Below are 6,297 nucleotides of genomic sequence, written 5' to 3'. Positions count from 1 at the left end.
GCAGGCAATGGACAATTAGCCCGTAATTAGCCCAGGATCAGCGCATCACCGTCGGGGCTGACGTTGACAGGCACCACGTCGCCATCGTGCACTTGACCCGCCAGCAGCATCTTGGCCAGCTGGTCGCCGATCGCCTGCTGCACCAGCCGCCGCAACGGCCGGGCACCATACACCGGGTCGAACCCGCGGTGCGCCAACCAGCGCTTGGCCGCCAGCGACACCTCCAGCTGCAACCGCCGCTGGGCCAGCCGCTTCTGCAGCTGCGCCAACTGGATGTCGACGATCTGCACCAGCTCTTCGGGGTTGAGCGCGTCGAAGATCAGCACGTCGTCGAGCCGGTTGATGAACTCCGGCTTGAACGTTGCGCGCACCGCGGCCAGTACCTGCTCCGCGCTGCCACCCGACCCGAGGTTGGACGTCAGGATCAAGATGGTGTTGCGGAAGTCGACGGTGCGACCATGCCCGTCGGTGAGCCGGCCTTCGTCGAGCACCTGCAACAGCACGTCGAACACATCGGGATGGGCCTTTTCCACCTCGTCGAATAGCACCACGGTGTACGGGCGCCGGCGCACTGATTCGGTCAGCTGACCACCGGCCTCATACCCGACATATCCAGGCGGGGCACCGATCAACCGAGCCACCGTGTGCTTCTCGCCGTACTCGCTCATGTCGATGCGGACCATCGCCCGCTCGTCGTCGAACAAGAAGTCGGCCAACGCCTTGGCCAGCTCGGTCTTACCGACACCGGTCGGACCCAGGAACATGAATGCACCGGTCGGCCGGTTAGGGTCGGACACGCCGGCCCGGCTGCGACGTACCGCATCCGAAACCGCCTGCACTGCTTTCTTCTGCCCGATGACGCGTTTGCCCAGCTCGTCTTCCATGCGCAGCAGCTTGGCCGTCTCGCCTTCCAGCAGCCGTCCGGCCGGGATGCCGGTCCAGGCCGACACCACGTCGGCGATGTCGTCGGGGCCAACCTCTTCCTTGAGCATCACCTGCTCATGAGCCGCCGCCTGCGGCAGGGCCGCGTCGAGCTTCTTCTCCATCTCCGGAATACGCCCGTAGCGCAGCTCGGCGGCCTTGGCCAGGTCACCGTCACGCTCGGCGCGCTCTGATTCCCCGCGCAGGGCTTCCAGCTGCTCCTTCAGCTCGCGGACGATCTCGATCGCGTTCTTCTCGTTCTGCCACCTGGTAGTAAGCTCCGCGAGCTTTTCTTTCTGGTCGGCCAGCTCGGCGCGCAGCTTCTCCAACCGCTCCTTGGACGCCTCGTCCTCCTCTTTGCTTAGCGCCATCTCTTCGATCTCCAGCCGGCGCACCAGCCGCTCCACCTCGTCGATCTCGACGGGCCGGGAGTCGATTTCCATCCGCAGCCGGCTGGCCGACTCGTCGACCAGGTCGATGGCCTTGTCCGGCAGGAACCGGGCGGTGATGTAGCGGTCGCTCAACGTGGCCGCCGCTACCAGCGCGGAGTCGGTGATGCGCACGCCGTGGTGCACCTCGTAGCGGTCTTTGAGCCCGCGCAGGATGCCGATGGTGTCCTCCACCGACGGCTCACCGACGAACACCTGCTGGAAACGACGCTCCAGCGCGGCGTCCTTCTCGATGTACTTGCGGTATTCGTCAAGCGTGGTGGCGCCCACCAGGCGCAACTCGCCGCGCGCCAGCATCGGCTTGATCATGTTGCCGGCGTCCATCGCGCCCTCGCCGGTCGCCCCGGCGCCCACGATGGTGTGCAGCTCGTCGATAAACGTAATAATCTGTCCGGCCGAGTTCTTGATGTCGTCCAGGACGGCCTTGAGCCGTTCCTCGAATTCGCCGCGGTACTTCGAGCCGGCCACCATCGAACCCAAATCCAGCGCAATGATCGTCTTGTCCCGCAAGCTTTCCGGGACATCGCCGGCCACGATGCGCTGCGCCAGGCCCTCAACGATCGCGGTCTTGCCGACACCAGGCTCGCCGATCAGCACTGGGTTGTTCTTGGTGCGCCGCGAGAGCACCTGCACCACGCGGCGAATCTCGTTGTCCCGCCCAATGACCGGGTCGAGCTTGCCCTCGCGAGCCCGCGCGGTCAGGTCGGTGGAGTACTTCTCCAGCGCCTGATACGTCGCTTCGGGTTCGGGGCTGGTGACGCGGGCGCTGCCGCGCACGTTGACGAAGGCCTCCCGCAGAGCTTGTGGCGAGGCGCCGTGGCCGGTGAGCAGCTTGGCGACGTCAGAGTCACCGGTTGCCAGGCCGACCATCACGTGCTCGGTGGAGACGTATTCGTCGTCCAGCTCAGTGGCCAAGTGCTGGGCGGCGGTGATCGCCGCCAGCGATTCGCGGGACAGCTGCGGTTGCGTACTGGCTCCGGAAGCCTGCGGTAACCGATCGAGCAGGCGCTGCGCTTCGGTGCGGATCGCGGCGGGCTCGACACCGACGGCCTCGAGCAGCGGCGCGGCGATTCCGTCGGCCTGAGTCAACAGGGCCATCAGCAGGTGCACAGGCCTGATCTCGGGATTGCCGGCAGCCGAAGCCGCTTGCAGCGCCGACGTCAGGGCCGCCTGGGTCTTTGTGGTCGGATTGAAAGAGTCCACGACAACTCCGTTCGGGTCACGTACCTAAAAATGCTTGTCGGGTTGTCCAACGCAGTCAAGGTTGAGTATGTTCCGCTCAACTCTATCGACTTCATTGCGCTGACCACAGTAATGAGGTTCGCCTATGTGCGTGTCGCGCCGCGGTGCGACCCGGGGCAGGGTCGTCCACGGCCGCGTCGAGCCTTCCACATCGGCCAGCAGCAGACTCCGGATGGTGGCCGTTTTGTGTCCGGCGCCGGCCACGCCGCTCCCCGGCCGCCTTGGGCAAGCTGGCGCTGCCGAAGTGGATCGCACTGGAGCCGCGGGCCTGGCTGACGAGTGTTGCCCGCGGCGCGGGCGTAGCCCCAGCGTGGGGCCGAGTGCCATTGCTGCCATTGCTGAGCGCTGCCAACCAGCTGAGCGCTGCGCCCGGAGAAGTGACTACTCGGAAACAGGCGCGATAGGGACGCCTCGTCGGTAATGAGGTGCGCCAGCGGAGCAACGACCGTGATCGCTCGCGTACTAGGGCGAGCCTAGAATCGGGGGCCGTGGGCCTCGAGGACCGTGATGCGTTGCGTGTGCTGCAAGACGCCTTCAAGCCCGACCAAACCAACGAGCTCGTCCACCGCTTCTACACGAACTGGTTTGCCCTCGACGCCTCGGTGCGCGACCTCTTCCCGCCGGAAATGAGTGGTCAACGAACCGCTTTCGCGCATGCACTGCACTGGGTCTACGGCGAACTCGTCGCCCAGCGCGCTGAAGAGCCAGTGGCTTTTCTTGCCCAACTCGGCCGGGACCACCGCAAATACGGTGTGCTAGCGACCCAATACGAATCGTTGCGCCGCGCCCTGCATCAGACGCTGCGCAATTATCTGGGCCATGAGAGCCGGCAGGCCTGGACTGACGCCGTCCAGCGAGCTGCTGACCAGTCGCTCAACCTGATCATCGGGGTGATGAGCGGTGCCGCGGACTCCGAGGAAGGGCCCGCCTGGTGGGACGGGACGGTCATCGAGCACACCCGGGTGTCACGGGATCTCGCGGTCATCCGGCTGTGTCTGGACCAGTCGCTGCACTACCACCCCGGCCAGTACGTCAACGTCCAGGTCCCGCAATGCCCTCGCCGCTGGCGATACCTCAGCCCCGCCATTCCCGCCGACCCCGACGGCCGAATCGAGTTTCACGTCCGCGTGGTGCCTGGCGGCCTGGTCAGCAACGCCATGGTTCACGAGACCCGACCCGGCGACCGGTGGCGCCTGTCCAGTCCGCACGGCGCACTACACGTCGACCGCGACGGCGGTGACGTGCTCATGATCGCTGGTAGCACCGGCCTGGCACCGCTGCGGGCACTGATCATGGACCTCAGCCGCTTCGCCGAAAATCCGCGCGTGCATCTGTTCTTCGGCGCACGCTATTACTGCGAGCTCTACGACCTGCGCACGCTGTGGCAGATTGCGGCGCACAATCCGTGGCTGTCCGTCTCACCGGTGACGGAGTACAACCGCGACCCGTCCTGGGCTGTCGACTACCCTGACGTGTCACCGCCGCGCGGCCTACACGTGCGCCAGACCGGCCGGTTGGCGGACGTGGTCACCAAGTACGGCGGCTGGGGCGACCGGCAGATCTTGATCTGTGGTGGACCGGCCATGGTCCGGGCGACCAAGACGGCTCTTCTCGCCAAAGGCGCGCCGCCGGAACGTATTCAGCACGATCCGCTGTCCCGCTAGGCTAGCGACGTGCATATCGTCACGCTGCGCGACCCGTCATCGCCGGTGGCGGCGCAATTCGTGGCAGACGCGGGCATGATCGGCACGTCGCTGACCGAATCGGGCGTCGAGCTGCTCGGCCAGCGCCGCGGACTGAGCGCCTATATCTCCGCGGGCAAGACGATGGGCATCCCGATCCTGTATCCGTGGGCGAATCGGTTGAGCACCAACACCTATACCGCCGAGACCGAGACGGTAACGCTGAAGCCAGGAGTCAACGGTGTGCGAACGGACCCGGCCGGGCTACCCATCCACGGCGTCCTGGCCGCGTATCCAGGCTGGCAGGTGACGGCCCAATCGGCAAACGAGGTGACCGCGGAACTGGATTTCGGCGCTGATCCGACGTTGCTGGCCAGCTTCCCCTTCCCGCATGTGCTAGCGATGACCGTGCGGCTGGCCGAGCGGACGCTGACAGTGCGCACCACGGTCACCGCGACGAGCGACCGGGCGGTGCCGTTGTGCTTTGGCTTCCACCCGTACCTCAATTTGCCGGGTGTAGCACGTCCCGACTGGGTCATCGAGACGCCGTCGCTGCGCCAGCTGTATCTCGACGAACACGGACTACCCACCGGCCAAACGGCCCGGCAACCGGCGATGTCGCAGCCATTGCAGGACCAGGCTTTTGACGACTGCTACGACCAGGTGGGCGACGCGGCGGTGTTCGCGGTCTCCGGTGGTGACCGCCGCATCGAAGTCCATTTCGAACGCGGCTATCCGGCGGTGCAAATCTTCGCGCCCGCCGGTGAGGACATCATCTGCTTCGAGCCGATGGCCGCACCGACAGATGCCTTGCACCGCGGCGGATACCGAGTTGCGCGCCCTGGTGAACCGGGGGTCGCTGTGTTTTCGATCCGGGTCTAGCGGCTCGCAGCAGGAGTCTCTGGACAACCCAGGCAAGAATTTTTGCAAATCAAGCGCGGTTTTTCACACGACGACTGAATAATCATTCTGCTAGGCCCTTCAGCGCTCCGGGGGACGTGATGGCACCCGACGCCACCTCGGTGGCGGCCAAGGTTCCAGTTAGGGACAGGTGATGAATTTCGCGGTGCTGCCCCCAGAGATCAACTCGGCACGCATGTTTCTCGGTGCCGGATTGGGGCCGATGCGGGACGCGGCCGGGGCGTGGGACGGCCTTGCCACCGAATTGGGCTCCGCCGCGGCCTCCTTTTCGTCGGTGACCTCGGGGCTGACGGGAGCGGCCTGGCAAGGCCCGGCGGCAGCGGCGATGACGGACGCGGCCGCGCCCTATCTGGGATGGCTCAGTACCGCGGCGGCCCAGGCCGAACAGGCCGCTACCCAGGTCAGGCTGGCAGCTGCCGCTTTCGAGGCGGCGCAGGTGGCGACAGTGGAGCCGGCAATCATCTCCGCCAATCGCGCCCAGTTTGTTTCGCTGGTGCTTGCAAATCTGCTCGGGCAGAACGCGCCGGCCATCGCGGCTGCCGAGGCTCAGTATGAACAGATGTGGGCCCAGGATGTGGCCGCGATGCTTGGCTACTATTCCGGGGCTGCGGCGGCCGCTGCCGCGTTGACGCCGTTCCCGTTACAATTGCTGGGCTTACCCGGGGCATTGGAAGCTGGCGTGACCGCCGCTACCGCGAATTTCGGCCTGGCCAACGTCGGCTTTCGCAACTTCGGCAGCGGCAATATCGGCGACTACAACATCGGCTCCGGAAACATCGGGTCGGCAAACGTCGGGTCCGGAAACGTCGGTAACGGAAACATCGGCTTTGGCAACGCCGGCCCGGCCCTAACGGCAGCCCTCAATAACATCGGATTCGGCAACACCGGCAGCAACAACATCGGCATCGGCAACACCGGCAGCAACAACATCGGATTCGGCAACACCGGTGACGGAAACCGAGGTATCGGCCTCAACGGCAGCGGCCTGTCCGGATTCGGCGGCTGGAACTCGGGCACCGGGAACGTTGGCTTGTTCAATTCCGGCACCAACAACATCGGCATCGGTAACTCGGGCACCGGAA

At 65.6% G+C, this 6,297-nt stretch carries 4 protein-coding genes; 3 read left to right on the top strand and 1 reads right to left on the bottom strand.

Annotation, left to right across the window (positions count from 1 at the left end; genetic code table 11):
- Positions 1–26 precede the first annotated feature (26 nt).
- The gene (clpB, locus tag F0Q45_RS23550; protein WP_149656201.1) at positions 27–2,573 is read right to left on the bottom strand and encodes an ATP-dependent chaperone ClpB; all 2,547 of its coding nucleotides are present in this window, start codon (positions 2,571–2,573) and stop codon (positions 27–29) included.
- Between the two features lie 527 nt (positions 2,574–3,100).
- Between clpB and F0Q45_RS23545 the strand changes: the two genes are divergently transcribed.
- The 3 genes from F0Q45_RS23545 to F0Q45_RS23535 form a co-directional block, all read left to right on the top strand.
- Positions 3,101–4,276: an FAD-binding oxidoreductase gene (locus tag F0Q45_RS23545; RefSeq protein ID WP_149656200.1), complete on the top strand. Its 1,176-nt coding sequence runs from the start codon at positions 3,101–3,103 to the stop codon at positions 4,274–4,276.
- A gap of 9 nt (positions 4,277–4,285) precedes the next feature.
- A complete protein-coding gene (locus F0Q45_RS23540; protein WP_149656199.1) occupies positions 4,286–5,176 on the top strand; it encodes an aldose 1-epimerase in 891 nt (296 codons plus the stop codon).
- Positions 5,177–5,348: 172 nt separating this feature from the next.
- The coding region (locus F0Q45_RS23535; protein WP_149656198.1) for a PPE family protein at positions 5,349–6,297 on the top strand (949 nt) is incomplete at its 3' end.

This window comes from Mycobacterium simiae (assembly GCF_008370645.1).
Taxonomy (GTDB): Bacteria; Actinomycetota; Actinomycetes; order Mycobacteriales; family Mycobacteriaceae; genus Mycobacterium; species Mycobacterium simiae_A.
This window is presented reverse-complemented; position numbering and strand designations above follow the sequence as displayed.